Origin of the sequence: Massilia sp. IC2-278 (genome assembly GCF_020708045.1) — a bacterium.
GTDB lineage: Bacteria > Pseudomonadota > Gammaproteobacteria > Burkholderiales > Burkholderiaceae_D > Telluria.
On record NZ_JAJFES010000005.1, the window covers coordinates 90,538 to 110,072 of the forward strand.

The window sequence follows — 19,535 nt, forward strand, 5'->3', positions numbered from 1 at the left end:
CGCCGCTGGCGCCGTCGATCTGCAGCAGGGCCGCGTCGCCGCCGGCGTCCAGCGTGTAGCTGACCACCTGGTTAGTGTAGTCGACCGTGTCGGTGGCCTGGGCGGTGTACAGCAGGTTCTGGTTTTCCGGTACGACCGCGCTGGCCGGCGACGTAAACGCCGGGCCGACTTCGTCGATGTTCGACACCGTCACCACGACGTTCCTCAGGGTGGCGTTGCCGCTGGCATCCACGGCGCGCACGGTGAAGCTGTAGTCGCGCTTGCCCTCGAAGTCGAGGCTGCCATCCTTCAGGGTCACGGCGCCGCTGGCGCCGTCGATCTGCAGCAGGGCCGCGTCGCCGCCGGCGTCCAGCGTGTAGCTGACCACCTGGTTAGTGTAGTCGACCGTGTCGGTGGCCTGGGCGGTGTACAGCAGGTTCTGGTTTTCCGCCACGGTGGCGCTGGCCGGCGAGGTAAAGGCCGGCCCCACTTCGTCGATGTTGGCGACGTTGACGGTGACGGTTTGCTGGCGCATGTTGCCGCTCTCGTCCATCGCCTGGACGACGAAGTTGTAGCTGGACTTGGTCTCGAAATCGAGGCTGCCGCTGGCCAGGGTCACGGCGCCGGTATTGCGGTCGATGCGCAGCCGGGCGCCGTCGAGGCCCGAGCCGAGCGCGTAGGTAACGGCGCCGTTCGTGAACTCGACGCTGTCGGCCGCCTGCGCGGTGTACAGCAGGCTCTGGTTTTCCGGCGCGCTGGCGACGGTGGGCGAGCTGAATACGGGTGCACTGTCGTCGAGGTTGGTGATGTTCAGGACGACGTCGCGCCCGATCGACCAGTTGCCGGCCAGGTCGCGTGCCTGCACGCTGTAGGTGCCGTTCGGCGACGCTTCGAAGTCGTTGCTGGTGCTGGCCGCGCCGATCGCGGTCATGCGGATCGTGCCGTCGGCTTCGATACGGAAGCGGTTGTCGGGGCTGAGGTCGGGGCTGAAGCCGCTGTTTTCGAAACGGAAGCCGGTGACGCCGACGTTGTCGGTCGCCACGACCTTGCCGATGATGGCATCGGTGGTGCGGTTCTCGGCGTAGTCGAAGGTCTGGCCCTTGATCATGACCGGGGCCGTGGTGTCGTCGTTGAAGTCGATCACCAGGTCGTTGCGGGTGGCGCCGGTGACGGCGCCGGCGTTCCCGGTGCTGAAGGCCGCGTTGCCGAAGATGACGCCGAAGTTGCTGACGTCGTTGATGTTGGCATGGGCGGCGGCACTGCCCGTGAAGGTCAGGAGCGCCGTGTTGGCGCTCGTGCGCACCACGTTGGCCTGCAGGCCGGAAGGCAGGTTGGCGTAGTCCACGCCCTGCAGCGCCTGGCCGTTGGTACCGGTGAAGCTACCGTTGTTCAGCGTGATGGTGGCGGTGCTCGTGATGCTGCCGTCGTCGCCCGCGGACTCGTGGAAGGTGGTGGCGCTGTAGACCAGGTTGGGAGCCGGGCTGCCGATGATGTCGGTATCCGGATTCTGCCAGGGCCGGATCATGAAATCGAGCGAGAAGTGGGCGGCCGCGCTGGTGAAGGTCGCGCCCTGGTAGCCGTTGGCGCCGGCACGGATCGTCAGCGAACTGGCCGAATCGTAGTACACCTGCACGCGGTAGGCGTCGACGTAGATGTTCGGCGAGTTGTTGTGCGAAACGGCCGCGTTGTACTCGAAGATCACCGAGCCATCGGCGCGCGGGGTCGCGGTCAGCTGGGTGTCCTTCGACAGTTCGTAGCGCGCAAAGCCCTTGAATTCCTGGAACTGGCGGTCCGGCTTGTTGTCGCCCGAGCTGTCGATGTCGTAGGAGTTGACGACGAAGTTCTGCAGCGTCACGGCGGTCGTGGAGTTCGGCAGCACGAAATCGAACTTGAAGCTGACGCTGCCGCCGGCGCCGGTCACGGTGGTGAGCGGCTGGAAGTACTTGCCCGCTTCCGCGCCGCTACCCGGCGAACTGGTCGAGTCGTAGGTACCGACCGTCAGGTTGCTGTTGATGGTGGTGGTGACGATGGCATCGATCCACTGGGTGCCGACCTGGATCACGTTCTTGAAACGCATCACGTCGCCGTTGTTCAGGCCGGTGGAGCCCGGCTTCTCGGCTTCGGCGCCGGCGAAGACCAGCTGGCGCTGCTGGGCGTCGAACACCGTGGTCACCAGCTCGCCCTGCCAGCCGGCGCTGTCGAAGGCGCGCTCGGCGGTCTCGATGCTGCCGCTGTGCGCTTCCAGGGTCCAGTTGCCGAAGCCGGCCGAACCGGTGGTATCGCTCGAGGCGGCGACGTCGGCACCGGTGTGCAGGGCCAGGCGGTCCAGGAAGTCGTTGCCGGCGCCGCCGGCCACGTTGCAGCCGTACAGCAGCAAATCGCCGTCGGCCGACAGCGACTGGCCCAGCTGGGCCAGCTGGGCCGCCCTGGCGTCGACGTTGTCGGCCGACAGGCGGGTGCTGCCCAGGTCGACCTGGCCGTTGGCGCCGTGGGTCACCAGGTGGATGGCGTCGACTTCGCGGCCCTGCAGGGCGGCGATCATCTGCTGCAGGCCGTCCTGGGTATGGTCCAGCACCACCACTTCGGCGCCCTGGCGCGCGCTCTCGGCCAGCTTCAGGTAGTCGGGCAGGTTGTCCTCGATGAAGACCACTTCGCGCTTGGCCTCCGCCTGCACGTTGCGTGCGGACGGTGCGGCCAGCGCCGCCGGGGCCAGCGTACGCTCGCCTTCGCTCGCGTGGTCACGCGCGGCGTCGGCGGCTGCGGGAGCGGCGCCGGCAGCGGCGCGCACCACCGCATCCACGGCGGCGCCGTCGAACATCACGCGCTGCTCGAGCGCCAGCGGCGCCGGGGCACGGCGCTGCAACTGGCGCCGCGCCGGGCGGGCGGCGGTTTCCTGCGGATTCGGGTCGAGGGCGTAGGGAAGCGGACGAAGATTGTTCATGGCAGGACGTGTGTGGATTCTGGACTAGTGCTTTATCTTTTGATTTATTGGCCGGCCGGCGCGCCGATGGCGACCCGCCCGCTCATCCCGGCGATCAGTTCCGGGAACTTGCCGGCAATCGCGGCCGACAGCTTGACCGACTGGCTGACCGGATCGACGCGCGCGCCGATGCGCTGCACCTTGGCCGGGTAGCTCTTGCCGGTTTCGTCGATCTGGACCTGGAAGGCATGGCCGGGTTTCAGCCAGGCGAGCCAGCGCGACGGCACGATGAATTCGAGTTCGAGGACGGAATCGTCGAGGATTTCCAGCAGCGGCTGGCCGGGCTGCGCGTACTGCTGCTCGCGCACCTTCTGCTCGGCCACGCGGCCGGCGAACGGCGCGGCGATCGCGCACTTCGACAGCAGCACGTTGTTGGCGGCGACGTCGGCCTTGGCCTTGCCGACCTCGGCTTCCGAGACCTCGAGTTCCACCTTGCCGACCGAGCGCAGTTCTTCCAGGCGCTTGTTGGCGCTGAAGGTGCGCTCGGCCCCGGCCAGCACCGCTTTCGCCTTTTGCAGCTGCGCCTGCTGCAGCGAGCAATCGAAGGCGACCAGGGTCTGGCCGGCGCGGAAGCTGGCGCCCTCGGCCACCGCGATGCGGCTGACCTTGGCGCCGATCTCGGCGGCGACGGTGGTGTACCGGCGCGGCGACAGCTGGGCGCGGATATCCTGTTTTTCCAGCGCGGCGCGCGCCGGCGCGGGTGCAGGCGCGGCCGCGGCGGCCAGGTTGATGCTGGTGACGGCGAGCAGCGCAAGGGTCGCTTGCGCCAGCACGCGGGCAGTGGTGTGCATGACTTCTCCGGGTTTATTTAGCAGGGGCAGCGGCAGGCTCAGCCACGGCCGGGGCGGCGGCCGGCTTGGTCAATGCCTTGCTCCAGTTGCGCATCGAATTACCGACTTCGCCGGTGAGCTGCTCGAGCGACAGTTCGCTGACGCTGCCGAGCACCGGCTCGAGGCCGACGGTGGCCTGCAGGCGGCTGCCCGCGCTTTGCAGCTGGGCCAGCGACTGGTAGCGGCGCAGCAGCGACAGGATGGCGGTGGTGCCGTTGGCAACCTGTTCCAGCTTGCTTTGCGCCTCGGCCGCCTCGCGGTTCTTGACGTGTTCGGCGATCTTGGCGTCGGCCTGCCAGATCTGGTCGGCGCGCAGGTACTGGCGGTAGGCGATCTGGTACTGCAGGCGCGCCAAGTGGACCTGGGTGATGACCGTCATCTGCGAGGCAATGCGGCGCTGGTCGGCCAGCTTGACGCCGGCTTCGGCCAGGCGCTTCTGGGCCGGACCGGTGAACAGGTTCATCAGGTTGTACGACAGGTGCACGCCGGCTTCGTTCCAGCGGTTGTTGATCAGGTACTTGTCCGAGTCGTAGCGCAGGTCGTAGTTGAACGACAGGTTCGGGAACATGCGCACCATGGTGCGGCGCGTTTCGTCGAGCGCGATGCGGGTGTTGTAGAAGTGCTCGCGCAGGTCGGCGTTCTGGGTCACCGCCAGTTCTTCCATCTGGCTGGCCGGCACTTCGAGCATGGTCGGGTCGGCGCCTTCGGCCGGCTCCACCACCTCGAACTCGGCGTCCTGCGGCGCGTTGATCAGGGCGGCCAGTTCGATGCGGCCGCTGGCCAGTTCCTGCTCGATGCTTTCCAGCAGGCGCAGGTTTTCCAGCAGCTGGCGCTGGTAGCGCAGGGTGTCGACCGGCGAGCGCAGGCGCTCGGCCTCGACCTTGCGCGCATCCTTCAGCGCGGCTTCGGCCAGGTCGATGGTGGCGCGCACTTCGTTGCGCAGCTTTTGCGCGCTGACGGTGCGCCAGAAGGCCGAGCGCACATCCTGGACCAGCACGTGCATGGCCTTGCGGCGGCGCTCGGCGGCGATGCCGACGCGGCTGGCCGCCTGCTTGGCGCCGTAGTAGGACAGGCCGAAGTCGAGCATGTTCCAGGTGGTGCCCAGGCTGTAGGCAGGACGGCTGCGCTCGGACGAGATGTAGGGATTGGCCAGCGACGGCAGGCCGGTGACCGAGTCGACGCTGCGCGTGATCAGCTCTTCGTCGCGCCAGGTGTAGCCGGCATTCGCCATCACGCGCGGCAGCATGTCGAGGTTCGCGGTGTCGAGCTGGTTCATGGCCAGCGCTTCTTCCATCAGGCGGGTGCGGCGGTCCAGGTTGTATTTCAGGGCGCGCGCGACGGCTTCGTCCATCGACAGCTTGCCGGCCAGCGGCGGCACGCCGGCAAAGGCGGCCTGGCGGTCGGCGGCAGCCTGCTGGCGCACGTCGGTATCGGTGAGCGGCTGCACCTTGACGGTGCCGCAGGCGCTGAGCAGCATCGCCGCGGCGGCAATCGCGCTCAGGGTGGTCAGTTTGCGGGGCGTGGCGAACGGAATACGTGGGAGGCTGGACATGTCGTGATAGAAAAAGCAACAGTACGTCAAGCCGCGCGATGTGGCCTGAACATGATTTGCGGGATGGGAAAAAGGAATGACAGACAGCAATTTTAAGGGATGCAGTGACAAACGGGTGATACCTTATGGTAACAGTCAGGTATTGTGGCAAAGGCGCGACAGTCTTTGAACCCGTCAATACACCGGCAGAAGCTATCAAAAAAACATGTAACCGCCAAATTTGCGCTTGAAAATTTAACAATTATTAGGCGATCGGCGAAAAAAAACACCAGCCCGCAAGCTGGTGTTTGTATAGACGAGCTGCCCGCCGGGGCAGCTCGGTCGGGGTCGGACGTGGCCGATCAGTAACCGCGGCCGCCGGTGCCGCCGCCGGTACCGGTGCTGGTGCCCGAGGTGCCGGACGTGCCCGAAGTGCCGCTGGTGCCGGACGTGCCGCTGGTGCCCGAGGTGCCCGAGGTGCCGCTGGCGCCGCTGGTACCCATCGAGCCGGAGGTACCGCTCGTGCCCATCGAACCGGAGGCGCCGCTGGTGCCCATCGAGCCGCTGGTGCCCGAGGTGCCGCTGCTGCCGCTGGTGCCCATCGAGTTGTCCAGGGTGCCGCTGCTGCCGCTGCTGGTGCCCATCGAGCCGCTGCTGCCCGAGGAGCCGGTGGTGCCCGACGAACCGCTGGTGCCCGAGGTGCCGCTACCCGAACCGCTGCCACCCGAGGTGCCGCCGCTAGTGTTGCTGCTGCCGCTGGTGCCCATCGAGCCGCTGCCCGAGGTGCCGGTGCCGCCGCTCGAAGCGCCGCTCGTGCTGCCCGAGGAACCCGACGAGGAACCCGAGGTCGAACCCGCGCTGCCGCTGGTGCCGCTGCTGGAGCTGCTTTGTTTCTTCTGCTTCTTGCTGGAGTGCTTGGTGCTCGACCCATCCTGGTTCGATGCCGACGAGCCGCGTGCTTGCGAGCTGGTCTGGTCGGTCGTGTTGCCCGAGGTGCTGCTCGATTGTGCGTGAGCGTTGAACGAGGTTGCCATTGCCGCGGCAACGGAAGCACCGAGAAGGCCTTTCAACAGTTTATGCATTTTCATGTCAATCTCCTAATGTATTGGGGGCTTAATTCCTCAACAATATCAATGACATAATTGAGGAGGCCGAGTCTAAAGAGGTCGACGAGGAAGGGGCGCGCGGTAGCCCTCCGGCAAGTTAAGCGGGTTGTGCTTCAGGGTGCCGCAGCGTCCGTTTTCACCCCTGGTTCGCTGAGGCCGGATGCCTGCGCCGCCAGGGTGCCGAGCCGGGTGTACAGCGGCAGCACGTTGGCCTTGTCGTCGGGATAGACGCGGTTCGATAGCAGCACGTAGAAGCTGCGCGAGCCGGGGTCGATCCACAGGATGCAGCCGGTGAAACCGGTGTGGCCGAAGCTGCCGACCGGGTACAGGCTGCCGCGCGGGCGCAGGGCATACGGCGAATCGATGTCCATGCCCAGGCCGCGCAGCGCGGCGATGCCCGGCGGGCTCTGCACCGTGACCAGGAGGCGCACGCTGTCCGGGCCCAGGATGCGCACGCCGTCGAGCGTGCCGCCGCTCAGCAGCATGCGCGCAAAGCGGGCCACGTCGCGCGCGGTCGTGAACACGCCGGCCGAGCCGGCCACGCCGCCGATGCGGCGCACCGTCGGATCGTGCACCACGCCCTGCAGCAGGCCGCCGGCCGTGTTTCCGGCCACATCGCCGTGCACGGAAGCGCCGGCGTCCGCCGCGATTTTTTGCGTCGGCGCGATGGCGGCGGCGGCCATGCGGCGCAGCGGCAGGTAGCCGGTGTCGCGCATGCCCAGCGGCCCGAAGATCCGCTCCTGCGCAAAGACGTCGAGCGGCATGCCGGACACCTTGCGCACCAGCTGGCCGAGCAGGATGTAGTTGATGTCCGAATAGCGGAAGAAGCTGCCCGGCGCATGCGTCACGGCCTGGGCACAGGCCAGCGCGTGCGCGGCAGTGTCGCCGCTCCAGGCCGGCTTGGCGGGCAGGCCGGCCGCCAGGCCCGAGGTGTGGGTCAGCAGGTGGCGGATCGTGATCGCGTCCTTGCCGCCGCCGGCGCATTCGGGAAAGTAATCGGCCAGCTTCGCTTCGAGATCGATCCTGCCCTCCTCGGCCAGCAACAGCACCGACGGCGCCGTGGACAGCACCTTGCTCAGCGACGCGGCGTCGAACACAGTGCCGGGCATGACTGCGGCGGCATCGGGCTCGTAGCTGAAGCGGCCATAGGCCTGCTCGTACACGGCGCCGTCGCGCTCGAGGTGGAAGACGGCGCCCGGCAGGCGGCGTTCGCCGATCGCCTCACCGATGGCGCTGTCGATCTGGGCGAAGCGTGCGCTGTCGAGCCCGGCTTGAACGGAAGCGGGCGCGGGTGGTGCGGCGCTCTCGGGCAGGCCGGCGCAGCCCGCCAGCAGCAGCAGGCAGGCGCCGGCGAGCGCGGCCTGGCGCCTGAGCAAGGTATTCGTGGGATAAAGACGCATGGGAATCCTGGTCGGAGGCAGCGCGCTCCAGCCCGGCGGACGGGGGCGCAAAAGCCTTGAGTAATAGGCAATCATTATCCGTGGATCAAGCTCATGGTCAATATTGACGCCGCGTGCCTGCACGCGCCGCGCCCTGGGGCGGCGGCCGTTTTGACGACCCGGACAGCGAGAAAAAATTCGTCGGCGTATCATGTGCTGATGATTCCCTTCTCCATACTCGACCTCTCGCCCATCGCCGAAGGCAGCGATGCGCGCGCTTCTTTCAACAACTCCCTCGATCTCGCCCAGCATGGCGAGCGCTGGGGCTTCAACCGCTTCTGGCTCGCGGAACACCACGGCATGCCGGGCATCGCCAGCGCCGCCACCTCGGTGCTGATGGGCTATGTGGCGGCCGGCACCAAGACCATCCGCGTCGGCGCCGGCGGCATCATGCTGCCGAACCACTCGCCGCTGGTGATCGCGGAACAGTTCGGCACGCTCGAGTCGCTGTTCCCGGGCCGGATCGACCTCGGCCTGGGCCGCGCGCCGGGTTCCGACCACGTGACCGCACGCGCCCTGCGCCGCAACCTGGCCTCGGACGCCGACGCATTCCCGCAGGACGTCGTCGAATTGATGGATTACTTCAGCGATTCGCCGCGCCGCCAGGTAAAAGCGGTGCCGGGCGCCGGCCTGGACGTGCCGCTGTGGATCCTCGGCTCCAGCCTGTTCGGCGCGCAACTGGCCGCCGCGCTCGGCCTGCCCTACGCATTCGCCTCGCACTTCGCGCCGCAGATGATGATGCAGGCAATCGAACTGTACCGTGCCAACTTCCGTCCGTCGGCCCAGCTCGACAAACCGTACGTGATGCTCGGCTTTAACGTGTTTGCCGCCGACAGCGACGAAGAGGCCGCTTTCCAGGCAACCTCGATGCAGCAGGCCTTTGTTAACCTGCGCACTGGCCGTCCGTCGCGCCTGCAGCCGCCGGTCAAGGGTTACCTGGAATCGCTGGGCCAGGCCGAACGCGCCATGCTCGACAGCGTGCTCTCGTGCTCGGCTATCGGTTCGCCGGAAACGGTGGCGGCCCAGTTGAAGGCCTTCATCGCGCACACCCGTCCGGACGAGCTGATGATCACCTCGCAGATCTTCGACCACGCGGCGCGCCTACGCTCGTACGAGATCACGGCCGCTATCCACGCCGCAGCGCACGCCGCGAACTGACGCAGCCCTGCCGCCGCCGGATACTGTTCCGGCGGCGCTTTCCTCTACTTCGATTTATCGCTCAGGCGTCGCCCGAGCCTGCCTGCAAGGCGTCGATCACATGCGCCGTGCTGCGCACCTTGCCCATGATGCGGAAGGTGTTCTTGCAGGCGAAATCGTGGGCCTCGGCCGTGATGCCGCTCATCGCATCTTCCACGAACACCAGGCTGTAGCCCAGGTCATGCGCGGCGCGCGCGGTCGACTCGACGCCGATATTGGTGACGATGCCGCCCAGCACGATGGTCTTGATGCCGCGCCGCCGCAGCAATTGGTCGAGCTCGGTGGCATGGAAGGCGCCCCACTGGCGCTTGGTGATCACCACGTCGCCCGCCTCGACGCCGGCATCCGGCGCGAACTGCGAGGCATCCGGCGGCGGTGGCGGCGCGCCCGGCGCATGCAGGGGCGCGTCCGACGGCGGCATCTGCAGTTCGTTCAGCAACACGCGCACGAACACCACCATGCCGCCGCGGCCGCGCATTTCCTGGGCCAGGGAAACACAGTTGCCCAGCACCTGCCGGCTCGAATACGGCGCCAGCTCGCGCGCCATGTTGCCGTTTTGTAGGTCAATCAGGACCAGCGCGGTGCTGGCCGGGTTTATCGAAAAATCGTCCATCGCTATGCTTCCTTCCTTTACATGGGAACGAAGCCAGTATCGGGCAAAGCGATGGACGGCGGCGTCCGTTTCCTGCTTACGATTTTTCAGGGACGATGCGCAGGATCCGCGACTTGTCCTCGTCGGTCAGCACGTAGAGCTGGCCGTCCGGCCCCTGGCGCACGTCGCGCACGCGTGCGCCGATGTCGAGTGCTTCCTGGCGCACGGCCTTGCCGCTCTTGTCGAACGCGATGCGGCGCAGGTCCTTGCTGGCCAGGCCGCCGCTGAACAGGCTGCCGCGCCATTGCGGGAAGGCCGAGCCCGTGTACCAGGCCAGGCCAGAGGGCGCCGGCGACGGCGCCCAAGCCACCACCGGGTCGGCCATGCCCGGCACGCTGTGCTTGCCGATCGGCTCGCGCGAGCTGTAGTCCAGCCCGAAGCTCTGCAGCGGCCAGCCATAGTTCTTGCCGCCCTCGACGCGGTTGATCTCGTCGCCCCCGCGCGGGCCGTGCTCGCTGGCCCAGACCTTGCCCTCGGGGTCGACCACGATACCCTGCACGTTGCGGTGCCCGTAGGACCAGATTTCCGGCAGCGCGCCGGCCTTGCCTGCCAGCGGATTGCCCGGCGCCGCCTTGCCTTCCGCGGTGAGGCGCAGGATGGACCCGTTGTGGCTGCCCAGGTTCTGGGCCTGGTCGCGCGCCAGCATGTCGCCCACGCGCTGGGGCGGATTGCCGCCGTCGCCTATGCTCATCAACAGGGTGCCGTCGGGCAGCCAGGCAATGCGCGAACCGAAGTGCTGGCCGCCGTTCTTCGCGGGCGACGCCTGGAACAGGGTCTTCACGCTGTGTACCTTCTTGCCGTCGAAGATGCCCTGGACCAGGATGGTGCGGTTCTCGCTGCTGGTGCCGTTCGCCATCGTCATGTAGACGCGCGCGTTGTTCTCTTTCCCCGCTGCCTTGTCGGCCGGGTGGATCGCGATGTCGAGCAGGCCGCCCTGGCCGCTATCCATCAGCGTCGGCAGCTTCTCGATCGGCACCTCGGTCACCTGCTTGCCGTTTACCAGGTGCAGGGTGCCGGCCTTGCCGGTCACCAGCATGCGGCCATCGGCCAGCCAGGCCATGCCCCAGGCGCGCGGCAGGGCATCGGTCACGGTCTCGGCACGCCAGCCCTTGACTTCCGGTGGGGCGCCGGTTGCTTGCACCTGAGCCAGGACCGGTAGCGCGGCGCCGGCCAGCATGGCGCAACCGACCAGGTAACGCAAGACTGCTTGAGGTTGACGCAATTGCATGCAATTCTCCTTTAAAAGTTGTTATCTTTCAGTCATCGTGGCGCATTTACGTCGATTTCCTGCAGAATGATCGAAACCGGGGTATCATGGCGGTCTCCTCTGAATTCGCGCAAGGATCTTCGATGAACCAACGACGCTCGTTCCTGAAAACCTCTCTCGCCCTTGCTTCCGTTGCCGGCATGCCCGCGCTGGCCAAGGCTGCCCAGGCCGCACCCGGCGAACGCACGCTGCGCCTGTACAACACCCATACCGGGGAAACCGTGAAGAGCGTGTTCTGGGCCGACGGCCAGTTCATTCCCGATGCCCTGCAAGACCTGAACAAGGTCCTGCGCGACCACCGCAACAACAAGGTCGCGCCGATCGACCCACAACTGCTGGTGCTGCTGAACGAAGTGGGCGGCAAGTTCGGCGATAACCCGCTGATCCACGTGATTTCCGGCTACCGCTCGCCGGAATCGAACGCCAAGCTGCACGCCAAATCCAGCGGCGTGGCCAAGCACAGCATGCACATGGACGGCAAGGCCATCGACATCCGCCTGCCGGGCAAGGACCTGGCGCAACTGCGCAAGGCCGCCATGACCATGCACCGCGGCGGGGTCGGCTACTACCCGGACTCGCAGTTCGTCCACATGGACACCGGGCGCGTGCGCTACTGGTGAGCACCATGAGGCCGCCAATGCACACTCATCTGCGCTGCCTCCTTCTGGCCTTTGCCGCTGCTGCAAGCGCTGCTGCAAGCGCGGCGGCAAACGCCCAGGACACCCCGTCCGACCCTGCTGTCGCCACCGTCAAGGTCACCACGACCCGCGATCCGGTCGACAAATCCTACCGCAAGATGATCAAAGGCATGGAACGCTTCGAACGCGAGCATGCCTATGCCCCTGCCGCCAGCCTGCGTTTCCAGCTGCTGCCGCGCACGCCCGACGTGAACATGCAGGGCATCACCCTGCGCGTGGCCGGCGACACGCTGTCGCTCAAGGTGCCGGTCGAGCCCGACAACAGCTTCGTGCTGCCGCGTAACGAGCAGGCCCTGCGCGAAGACGCTGCCGTGCTCGCCAACCGCAAGACCACCAGTATGACCTGGCGCGCCACCATCGTCACCCCTGGTTTGCCCGCAGGCACGCGGCGCCTGGGCGACATGCGCCTGGAGTGCCGGGTCGGCGTCGAAGCCGGCCTGGTATCGAACAGTTCGCCGCTGTTCGGCTGGCTGTCGAATGCCCTGACGGGCGCCGACGACGTCTGTACCAGCCCGAACGGAAATTACCTGTTCTTCGCCGAACGCCCGGTGTTCGCGGTGCGCCTGCGTGCCGGTGCACGCAGCGAGGTGCTTCCCTTCCATTTCCTGTACGCCGGCGGCGGCCTGCCGCGCGAGGAACTGCCCTTCTGCGACTGCCAGGTGCTGCTCGACCGCACCTATTACGTGCCGCTCTGGGACACCAGCTGGCCCGACGACACCCTGGTCGAGTTCGAATACATGACCGACTTGCCGGAGGCCCAGCCATGAGCGCCCGCGCCTTGTTCCCTGCCCTGGCCCTGCTCGCCGCCCTGGCCGGCTGCGCCACCAGCCCTGTTCCTCCCGGCACCCAGGTCCCGGCCGAACGCCTTGCCGCCTCCGTGGTGCCCGGCACCACTACCCGGGCCGAGCTGCTTGCCACGCTCGGCGCCACGAAGACCGTGGTCTTCGACAGCGGCTACGAGGCCTGGCTCTACCAGTCGCCGGCCGGCAACGGGCGTTTTACCGAATTCGTGATCCTGCTCAATCCGCAGGGTGTGGTCGCCAAGACACGCCAGGGACCGACTTCCACCCCTGCGCCCTGAGGCGAGGCCGCTGCGATTGCTCTGCCGCTAGCGTGCGCTGCGTCCGCGCGCCCGCTGGCAGAATAAGCACGTGGATGTGCCTATTCCTGTGGAGACCCATCATGCTGGTCGATCGCGCACGGAAGTTCCTGCTGTCCCTCCTGCCCTTGCTGTTCTTGCTAGCCGCCTGCGGCGGCGGTGGCGGCAATGCCGGCGGTAATCCCGTGCCCGACCCGGGCGGCAGCACCGGCAGCCTGCAGGTGAACATCAATGCCCTGCCCGCCGGCGTCAATGCCGCGGTGCGCGTGACCGGCCCGAACAACTTTGCGCAAGACTTGAGCGCCTCGCGAACGCTGGCCAGCCTCGCGCCCGGCAGCTATACCGTGACCGCCGCGAACGTCAGCGCCGGCAGCGCCACCTACACCGCCACCCCGGCCACGCAAACCGTCACGGTCACCGCCGGCGCCACGGCCAGCGCCACGCTTGCCTACAGCGCCGGCACCTTCACGCTGGCCCTGAGCCAGGTCGGGAACACCTTCGACAACCCGACCTTCGTCACCGCGCCAAGCGGCGACGAGCGCCTGTTCGTGGTCGAGCGCAACGGCATCGTCCGCGTCCTGCAGAACGGCACGGCAAGCACGCCGCTCACCGTGCCCTGGCTCGACATCCGCGCGCGCGTCTTCACCGGCGGCGAAGGCGGCCTGCTGTCGATGGCCTTCGACCCGGACTTCGGCCGCAACGGCTATTTCTACGTGTACTACACCGATTTGCAGCAGAACATCGTGGTCGAGCGCTTCGGCACCTCGCAGTTGCCGAACGTGGCCGATGCCACCTCGGGCCTGGTAATCCTGCGCATCCCCCACCCGCAGTACACCAACCACTTCGGCGGGCTGGTCGCCTTCGGGCCGGACGGCCTGCTGTATGTGGGCACCGGCGACGGCGGCGGCGCCGGCGACCCGTTCGGCAATGCCCAGAACCTGGCCGTTATGCTCGGCAAGCTGCTGCGCGTGGACGTGCGCAATGCGAATGCCGGCCAGCCGTATGCCATCCCGCCCGGCAACCCCTACCTGAACCAGCCCGGCACGCGTCCGGAAATCTGGGCCTCGGGCCTGCGCAACCCCTGGCGCTTCGCCTTCGATACAAGCGGGCTCTACATTGCAGACGTCGGCCAGGACGAACGCGAGGAAGTGAACATCGCCGCCCTGGCCCAGGCCGGCGCCAATTACGGCTGGGACATCATGGAAGGCACGCGCTGCTACGGCAGCGCCAATTGCAACCGCAGCGGCCTGGTTCTGCCCGCCTTCGAATACGAGCATGGCGCCAACAATGCCAACGGCTGCTCGATCACCGGCGGCTACGTCTACCGCGGCAGCGCCCTGCCCGAGCTGGCCGGGCGCTACCTGTACTCGGATTATTGCGGCGGCTACCTGAAGAGTTTCCTGGCCACGGGCGGCGGCGCCAGCACCGTCAGCGAGGCGCGCAACTGGAACATCACGGGCGCCGGACAGGTGGTGTCCTTCGGGCGCGACGGCTCGGGCGAGCTCTACATCGTGAGCGCGAACGGCCGCATCTACCGGATCGTGAGAGGACCATCGGCCTGAGAGGCGGTACAATCTTCGGATGGCACGCTTACACCTCTCCTTCCCCGAAGACCAGTACTACTATTCCACGCCGCTGACGGTGCGCGTTACCGACATCAACGGCGCCAACCACCTCGGCAACGACTCGATGATCTCGATGATCTCCGAGGCGCGGGCCCGCTTCCTGTTCGAGTTCGGCATCGGCGAAACCGAGCGCGACGGCACCGGCATCATCGTCACCGACCTGGCGACGACCTACCGCGCTGAAGCGCATGCACGCGACCAGCTGCTGTTCGAAGTCGGCGTCATGGATTTCAACAAGTACGGCGGCGACATCACCTTCCGCATCACCCGCCCGCGCGACAAGACCCTGGTGGCCATGGCCAAGTCGGGCTTCGTCTTCTTCAACTACAAGACCAGCCAAGTCGTGGCCATGCCCGAGGACTTCCGTAACAAGTTCGAACGGGTGAATTGGGTCGACTGAACCGGATCGGCCGGGCGCGGGCGGCCGTCGCCTCGTCCCGCCAAAAGAACCGACAAATAAAAACCGCGCAGCAGGTCGCAATGACCTGCTGCGCGGCAGTATCGTCTGTGGCCGGGCAACGCAGCCCCGGCTTGCCGGTCAGCGGCGGGCCGCCCGGTCGCGCGGCAGGATCGCCGAATAGAACCAGTCATCGATCATGCGCTTTTCGTAACGCAGCGCATCGCTGTCGTTGACGCGGCCGATACGGTCCATGAAGTTCATGTCACGCAACTCGGCGGCGCCGCTGCGCAGCACTTGCCCATCCTGCTCGACGGTATATTGCAGGTCGATACGCGGCCAATCGACGCCGTTGCTGCGCACGACGCGCAGGTCGCGGACGCCGCGCGTCGGATATTCGCGTCCCGCCAGGTCGACATCCTTGACGTCGACACGCAGGTTTTGCCCCGGAGGCAATTGCGCCCCCAGCTTGCTGAAGTGGTCGGTCAATTCCTTCAGCACCTCATCGCGTTCCCAGGTCGCGAACGGTACGTCGGAGAAGCGATCGGGGTCGATATAGTTCACGGTCGTGCCGGCAAAGGCACTGCCGGCGCCAAGCGCCAGCAACCCGGCAGCAGCCAGGTGGCGAATCACGGTCTTCATGGCGATCCTTTCTGTCGTAATCTTTTCACTGTTCATTTACCGTTCAAATAGTACGCCCGTATGCGCGCGCGCGGTGTCTTCGACAGGTAAATCCTGTTTCGAATTGTTAGTCCTCGCACAGCCGGGCTCGGCCTGCTCCGCCAGAATGACGCAAAGGAGGTCGATCGTGCCCGAAGGACCATCGCTGTTCATCTTGAAGGAAGACACCGCCCGTTTCGTCGGCCAGGAAATCGTCGAGGCCGGCGGCAATGTGCGCGCCATCGATCCCTCGCGCCTGGTCGGCCAGACCATCCTGTCCCTGCGCACCTGGGGCAAGCACTTCCTGATCGAAACGCCGGCCATGGTCGTGCGCATCCACTTCCTGCTGTTCGGCACGTACCGCATCGACGAGCGCCGCGATAAGCAGCCGCGGCTATCAATACGTGTGGCCGATGGCGGCGAAATCAACTTCTATGCGTGTTCGGTCCGCGAAATCGAGGGCGAACTCGACAGCCTGTACGACTGGAGCGCCGACGTCATGTCCGACGCCTGGGACCCGAAACGCGCGCGCAAGAAACTGCGTGCCCATCCCGACATGCTGGCCTGCGACGCCCTGCTCGACCAGGATATTTTTTCCGGCGTGGGCAACATCATCAAGAACGAAGTGCTGTTCCGCATCCGCGTGCACCCGCTGTCGACGATGGGCGCGCTGCCGGCGCCGAAGCTGCGCGCGCTGGTCGAGGAAGCGCGCCAGTACAGTTTCGATTTCCTGGCCTGGAAAAAACAGTATGTGCTGAAACAGCACTGGCTGGCCCATGCCAAGACCACCTGCCCACGCTGCAATCTCCCCTTCAAGAAAGCCGTCCTTGGCCGCAGCAAGCGGCGCAGCTTTTTCTGCGAGCGCTGCCAGAAGCGCTACGAATGAGTCTTTCGGGCAACACTTTGGGTCTTGCTGTATCGGCTCATCTATTGCCTGTTGTTAAGTAACTAAAGACCTACTACAATTAATTTGCCTGGTTGTTGACCCAGCGCAATGCCTTTTGGTTCCTTTTTACCCGTTTCGCCTTTTTCTAGCGCCCTTCAACGGTATCGGAAACGCCATGTCTTTTCTGTCTGCAGCCGCGCCCAAACTCGCCCCCTGGAAAGTTCTTCTTGTCGATGACGAGCCGGACATCCACGACATCACCAAGCTGACGCTGAACCGTTTCCGTCTCGATGGCCGCGCCCTCAGCTTCCTGCACGCCTACAGCGGCGCCGAGGCCAAGGAGATCCTGGCGCGCGAAGACAATATCGCCCTGGTCTTCCTCGACGTGGTGATGGAACACGAAGACAGCGGCCTGGAAGTGGCGCGCTGGATGCGGCAAGACCTGGACAACCAGTTCACCCGCATCGTGCTGCGCACCGGCCAGCCGGGCCAGGCGCCGGAAGAGCGCGTGATCGTCGACTACGACATCAACGACTACAAGGAAAAGACCGAGCTCGACCGGACCAAACTGTTTACCACCACCTTTGCCGCCCTGCGCGCCTACCGCGACATCATGAAGGTGGAGGATGCGCGCCGCGTCCAGCAGAGCTACCGCGAAGGCCTGGAGCGCGTGATCGCCGCCTCCAGCCACATCTTCCAGCAACGTAACCTGAAAGACTTCGCCAGCGGCCTGCTGCAGCAGGTCGTCGCGCTGCTGCGCCTGGAACAAAGCATGCTGCTGCGTTTGAAGGGCGCGAGCGTGATCACCGGCGAGAGCCAGTACGAGGTGCTGGCCCGGATCGGCGACTTCGGCAACGACGGCGGCGCCGACGGGGCCAGCAACGTCATCGGCCCCGAACTGCTGGCCCAGCTCGACGACGCGCGCCGCAACCGCATCTCCAAGCTGCACGGCGACACCTATGTCGGCTATTTCCCGAACAACAGCGGCAAGGCCTCCCTGCTGGTGCTGCATGGCGTGGAAGAGATTTCCGACATCGACGCCCAGCTGCTCGAGGTGTTCTGCTCGGGCGTGGCGATAGCCTTCGATAACATCTTGCTGAACCAGGAAATCACCGATACCCAGGCCGAACTGATCCTGCGCCTGGGCGACGTGGTGGAATCGCGCTCGAACGAAGCCGGCAACCACGTGCGCCGCATGTCGCAGGTGTGCCACCTGCTGGCCCAGGCATCGGGCATGCCGGACGAGGAAGTGGCGACCCTGATGCACGCCGCGCCGATGCACGACGTCGGCAAGATCGCCACGCCCGACGCGGTGCTGCTGAAACCCGGCCGCCTCACGCCGGACGAGTGGGAAATCATGAAACAGCACCCGACGGTGGGCTTGCAGATCCTCGACGGTTCAACCCGCCCGATCCTGAAGGCCGCCGCCGTAATCGCCCACCAGCACCACGAGAAATTCGACGGCACGGGTTATCCGCAAGGCCTGAAGGGCGAAGACATCCACCCGTACGCGCGCATCGTCGCCGTGGCCGACGTCTTCGACGCCCTCAGCCACGAGCGCTGCTACAAGGAAGCCTGGCCGGTCGAGCAGGTAAGGGATTACCTGCGCGAAGTAGCTGGCAAGCACCTCGATCCCCACTACGTCGATTTGCTCATCAAGAACATGGACAAGGCGGTGGAGATCAATCGGCAATGGCCGGATTGAAGCGCGCACTCATTGGCCTGGTCCTCGCCGGCTGCGCTGGCATGGCTGCGGCCCAGTCGCTGCCGGCGCCGTCGCGCACCATGTACAAATGCACGGCGAAGAATGTGACTTCGTACTCGGACAAGCCCTGCCTCGGGGCCGAACGGCTGACCGTGACACCGACGCGCGGCGTCAACAAGCTCAGTGGTACGGAGCGCATCGGAAAAGACGTACAGGACGAGCGTAGCCGTGAAATCTGGGCGGATGCTTTCCAGCCAATCTCTGGCATGACTCGGGAAGAGTACGAAGTCTACAGACGGCGTTTCAAGCTGAGCACGGCTGCGAAACAGGAATGCCGCCAGCTCGATCCCACCCTGCTCCAGCTCGAAGCCATGGAAAAGGCGGCCGACAAAACCGCAAGACCCACTATCCAGCGCGACCTGTTCACCCTGCGCCAGCGCTTCACCGACCTGCGCTGCTGAGTAGCTGCCGGCAGTTCGCTTGACGCTTGCATGCAGCCGGTACTAGCATGACCAGCCATTCAGAGCCTGGAACCGGCATCCGATCACGCATCTGCGAGCGACTTCATGGAACTGCTTCCCGTCCGCCTTCCGCCCGGCGCCGACCTGCGCTCCGCGCTGGAAACCCTGCTGCGCCAGCACGGGGCCGGCGCCGCTTATGTCTTGCAAGGCATCGGCAGCCTGAGCGTGGCGCAATTACGCCTCGCCGGGCGGCCCGCTCCGACCGAACTGCGCGGCGACCTCGAAATCCTGACACTGGCTGGTTCCCTTTCACCCGACGGCGCGCACCTGCACATGTCGGTGGCCGATGCCGACGGCCGCGTCACCGGCGGCCATGCCTGCGCCGGCTGCACGGTGCGCACGACCGCAGAGATCCTGGTCGCCCTGCTGCCCCAGCACCGCTTCCGCCGCATGCTGGACGACGCCACCGGGTTTCCGGAATTGTCGATCGCACGTGCGCACTCGCAGGATTAGCCAGGGACTGGCCAGGGGCTGACCAACACGCGCGTTGGTTCAACGACAACGGCGCCGGTTTTAGCGTGGCATGCGCCCGATCGTCCTTGTCGGCTATGGCCGCTTTTTTACCTGACCTTCTCCATCATTTCTTTACAGACGATGGCTTCGCCGTCCTTGCCGGCCGCGGCAATCCTCTCCTCGAGTTCCTTATTCGCCTCGGCCAGCACTTCGCGGTACTCGGCCGACTGCCGGATCGCTGTTATCCCGAACCGTTCCTCGATAGTGAAAGCCGCGAGCATTTTGTCGTATTCTCTTCGGAAGAGAGCTGGATCGAAGGAACGGCAACGATGTTCGACTGAATCGAACAATGCCAATTGAGCCGATGCCGAATACTCCCAGACAGCAAGGGCATTCAGCGGCAGCAGTGCACAGCCAAGGAGGGTGTAGAGCAAAGCGCGCGACATCGGTTCGCCTTAGAAAATGTTATCCGTTATCGGCTGTATGCATCCAGCGGGTCGATCGCGAACC

General features: G+C 65.9%; 19 protein-coding genes. 10 read left to right on the top strand and 9 right to left on the bottom strand.

Going from position 1 to position 19,535, the window contains the following annotated elements; translation table 11 throughout:
* From LK540_RS12185 to LK540_RS12205, 5 genes are all read right to left on the bottom strand, one after another.
* On the bottom strand, positions 1-2,920 hold a 2,920-nt coding region (locus LK540_RS12185), incomplete at its 3' end, for a DUF4347 domain-containing protein (protein WP_229437568.1).
* Between the two features lie 44 nt (positions 2,921-2,964).
* Positions 2,965-3,750, bottom strand: coding sequence for an efflux RND transporter periplasmic adaptor subunit (locus LK540_RS12190; RefSeq protein WP_229437569.1), 786 nt, complete (start codon positions 3,748-3,750; stop codon positions 2,965-2,967).
* Between the two features lie 13 nt (positions 3,751-3,763).
* Positions 3,764-5,341 (bottom strand): TolC family protein, encoded by a 1,578-nt coding sequence (locus LK540_RS12195; RefSeq protein WP_229437570.1) that lies wholly within the window; start codon positions 5,339-5,341, stop codon positions 3,764-3,766.
* 341 nt (positions 5,342-5,682) lie between these two features.
* On the bottom strand, positions 5,683-6,408 hold the full coding sequence (locus tag LK540_RS12200; protein ID WP_229437571.1) for a hypothetical protein: 726 nt from the start codon (positions 6,406-6,408) through the stop codon (positions 5,683-5,685).
* Between the two features lie 131 nt (positions 6,409-6,539).
* Positions 6,540-7,826: a serine hydrolase gene (locus LK540_RS12205; RefSeq protein WP_229437572.1), complete on the bottom strand. Its 1,287-nt coding sequence runs from the start codon at positions 7,824-7,826 to the stop codon at positions 6,540-6,542.
* A gap of 198 nt (positions 7,827-8,024) precedes the next feature.
* Between LK540_RS12205 and LK540_RS12210 the strand changes: the two genes are divergently transcribed.
* The gene (locus LK540_RS12210) at positions 8,025-9,023 is read left to right on the top strand and encodes an LLM class flavin-dependent oxidoreductase (protein ID WP_229437573.1); all 999 of its coding nucleotides are present in this window, start codon (positions 8,025-8,027) and stop codon (positions 9,021-9,023) included.
* Positions 9,024-9,084: 61 nt separating this feature from the next.
* On the opposite strand, the gene LK540_RS12215 is transcribed toward LK540_RS12210, so the two are convergent.
* Complete coding sequence (locus LK540_RS12215; protein WP_229437574.1) at positions 9,085-9,675, bottom strand: isochorismatase family protein; 591 nt, start codon at positions 9,673-9,675, stop codon at positions 9,085-9,087.
* A gap of 76 nt (positions 9,676-9,751) precedes the next feature.
* The gene (locus LK540_RS12220; RefSeq protein ID WP_229437575.1) at positions 9,752-10,942 is read right to left on the bottom strand and encodes a PQQ-dependent sugar dehydrogenase; all 1,191 of its coding nucleotides are present in this window, start codon (positions 10,940-10,942) and stop codon (positions 9,752-9,754) included.
* A 122-nt stretch (positions 10,943-11,064) separates the two neighbouring features.
* Between LK540_RS12220 and LK540_RS12225 the strand changes: the two genes are divergently transcribed.
* The 5 genes from LK540_RS12225 to LK540_RS12245 all read left to right on the top strand — a co-directional run bounded on the left by LK540_RS12225 (position 11,065) and on the right by LK540_RS12245 (position 14,803).
* The gene (locus tag LK540_RS12225; RefSeq protein ID WP_229437576.1) at positions 11,065-11,601 is read left to right on the top strand and encodes a DUF882 domain-containing protein; all 537 of its coding nucleotides are present in this window, start codon (positions 11,065-11,067) and stop codon (positions 11,599-11,601) included.
* A 17-nt stretch (positions 11,602-11,618) separates the two neighbouring features.
* Entirely contained in the window at positions 11,619-12,446 is an 828-nt protein-coding gene (locus tag LK540_RS12230) for a hypothetical protein (protein ID WP_229437577.1), read from the top strand.
* Positions 12,443-12,760: a hypothetical protein gene (locus LK540_RS12235; RefSeq protein ID WP_229437578.1), complete on the top strand. Its 318-nt coding sequence runs from the start codon at positions 12,443-12,445 to the stop codon at positions 12,758-12,760. Before LK540_RS12230 ends, LK540_RS12235 begins: the two co-directional genes overlap by 4 nt.
* 101 nt (positions 12,761-12,861) lie before the next feature.
* Positions 12,862-14,340, top strand: a complete 1,479-nt coding sequence (locus tag LK540_RS12240; protein WP_229437579.1) for a PQQ-dependent sugar dehydrogenase — start codon at positions 12,862-12,864, stop codon at positions 14,338-14,340.
* A 19-nt stretch (positions 14,341-14,359) separates the two neighbouring features.
* On the top strand, positions 14,360-14,803 hold the full coding sequence (locus LK540_RS12245; RefSeq protein ID WP_229437580.1) for a thioesterase family protein: 444 nt from the start codon (positions 14,360-14,362) through the stop codon (positions 14,801-14,803).
* Positions 14,804-14,941: 138 nt separating this feature from the next.
* On the opposite strand, the gene LK540_RS12250 is transcribed toward LK540_RS12245, so the two are convergent.
* Complete coding sequence (locus LK540_RS12250; RefSeq protein WP_229437581.1) at positions 14,942-15,478, bottom strand: DUF3016 domain-containing protein; 537 nt, start codon at positions 15,476-15,478, stop codon at positions 14,942-14,944.
* Positions 15,479-15,608: 130 nt separating this feature from the next.
* Between LK540_RS12250 and LK540_RS12255 the strand changes: the two genes are divergently transcribed.
* The 4 genes from LK540_RS12255 to LK540_RS12270 all read left to right on the top strand — a co-directional run bounded on the left by LK540_RS12255 (position 15,609) and on the right by LK540_RS12270 (position 19,025).
* Positions 15,609-16,346 carry a DNA-formamidopyrimidine glycosylase family protein gene (locus LK540_RS12255; RefSeq protein ID WP_229437582.1) on the top strand — a complete coding sequence of 246 codons (738 nt, stop codon included), beginning with the start codon at positions 15,609-15,611 and terminating at the stop codon, positions 16,344-16,346.
* Positions 16,347-16,521: 175 nt separating this feature from the next.
* Positions 16,522-18,051, top strand: coding sequence for an HD domain-containing phosphohydrolase (locus LK540_RS12260; protein ID WP_229437583.1), 1,530 nt, complete (start codon positions 16,522-16,524; stop codon positions 18,049-18,051).
* A complete protein-coding gene (locus tag LK540_RS12265) occupies positions 18,039-18,512 on the top strand; it encodes a hypothetical protein (RefSeq protein WP_229437584.1) in 474 nt (157 codons plus the stop codon). Before LK540_RS12260 ends, LK540_RS12265 begins: the two co-directional genes overlap by 13 nt.
* A gap of 105 nt (positions 18,513-18,617) precedes the next feature.
* On the top strand, positions 18,618-19,025 hold the full coding sequence (locus LK540_RS12270; protein ID WP_229437585.1) for a PPC domain-containing DNA-binding protein: 408 nt from the start codon (positions 18,618-18,620) through the stop codon (positions 19,023-19,025).
* A 107-nt stretch (positions 19,026-19,132) separates the two neighbouring features.
* Here the strand turns inward: LK540_RS12270 and LK540_RS12275 are convergent, their stop codons facing one another.
* Positions 19,133-19,471 carry a hypothetical protein gene (locus tag LK540_RS12275; RefSeq protein WP_229437586.1) on the bottom strand — a complete coding sequence of 113 codons (339 nt, stop codon included), beginning with the start codon at positions 19,469-19,471 and terminating at the stop codon, positions 19,133-19,135.
* Between the last annotated feature and the right edge of the window lie 64 nt (positions 19,472-19,535).